Annotated in this window: 1 pseudogene; it reads left to right on the top strand. The window is 42.4% G+C overall.

Annotation, left to right across the window (positions count from 1 at the left end):
• Nucleotides 1-1,302, top strand: a pseudogene (locus BG32_RS08840) (WD40 repeat domain-containing protein); the annotation flags it as partial.
• Nucleotides 1,303-1,461 lie beyond the last annotated feature (159 nt).

The raw sequence follows: 1,461 nt of genomic DNA, 5'->3' as shown, positions 1-1,461 counted from the left end.
TTGATTGGTTTTGGTGATGGGGAGTATTTCTCATATAACTCCCAGGGAAACTGGGTCTCTTCATCATTGGCAAAGGAGAGAGTAACCTGTGAAAATGGATCTAGCCCTGCTGAGGTGGGTAAGGAATTGAGTTCCATTCTTCTTCAACTAGATAAGTTGCCAAGAATCTACACTACCAGTGAACGAGAAATAAATTTAGAAAAGAGCACCGTAAGTTTCACGGTTTCCCAGCCCGTAACAAGAGTAACTGTGAATGAAGAAGAGGTAGCGATTGGAGAAGATGGCTGCGTAGTTTTCTCCCCTGATGGTGAAGGAACTTACACACTTAGAGCTTATGACAGCTCCGGTTCCTACGACGAAAGAATCCTCACTGTTCACTTCGAAGAGACGGTCATGTATGTGGTGAAGGAAATCAGCTCATATCAAAGAGGAGATAAAGTATTAGTGGACGATCACCGAAACAACGAATTCCTAGTTAATGGGGAATGGGTTGATGAAACCTTTTTATCGATATCACCTCCAGATCTTGAACCTCCTATCATAATCGGCGAAAGAACTCAAAAAGTCTCCATTGGGAAAGATAAGTACTTGACATTTTCTGTTTCAGATAACGGAACTGTGACAGCTGCAGAAGTAATAGCACCCGATCTTACCGTTTCGCATCGCACTCTCAATTCAACATCAACGGAAATTGTTATTGAAGTTAACGGAACTGGTGTTTACACTGTCAACGCCTACGATTCCGATGGGAATAAGACAGTTGCTACCTTTTATCTAGAGGGAGAAGAGGAACTCTTCTGGGTCTCCAAGGATTATGGCAGCCTGAGGAAAGGTCAGCAAGTTAAGGTTGCTGAAGAAGGCGAGAGCTGCTACTACGTTTCAGATTACGGCTGGGTTGAAAAGGACTGTCTCTCAAGAAGCCCTGTCACAACGGGTGAGCCGATAATTGATGGCATTCCTGATCAGTATGCGTCTTCTGCAGGCGAAAAGATTTTAAGCTTCACAGTCAGTGACGACGTAAACGTAAAAGAGGTTGTGGTTTCCGGGAAGGCCTATCCAGTAAATGAAAGGGAAAGGGAAATGCACATTATTGTGAACGAATATGGTGAACACCTTGTTGTTGCAAAAGATGTCGAGGGAAATTCCTCGGAAGCGATTTTTACTCTGTCGGCCCCTGATAAAAATGAAAAGAGCGATAGAAGTCTGTTTTTGTTGCTAATCCCGATTTTGACACTTGCAGTGTTGATTTACATTTGGGTTGTGAGATCGTCGAGGAAAAAGAGCCGAAAGGTAAGGCTTTGAAAGAGCAAATGAGAAAAATCGTTTTCCTCGTTATTATATGTATTGCGTTTGTTGCGGTTTTCTCTGGATTTGGAATGTTGAAAAGGCACAATTCAGATTTCGAATTAACTGAGTCCGAATCAGTAACAATAGAATATGGAGAAATTGTTTCACTACCAC

Source organism: Mesotoga sp. HF07.pep.5.2.highcov (assembly GCF_003666285.1).
In the GTDB taxonomy this organism is placed as follows: Bacteria; Thermotogota; Thermotogae; order Petrotogales; family Kosmotogaceae; genus Mesotoga; species Mesotoga prima.
Note: the sequence above shows the minus strand (reverse complement) of the source record. Positions and strands in the feature narration are given on the sequence as shown.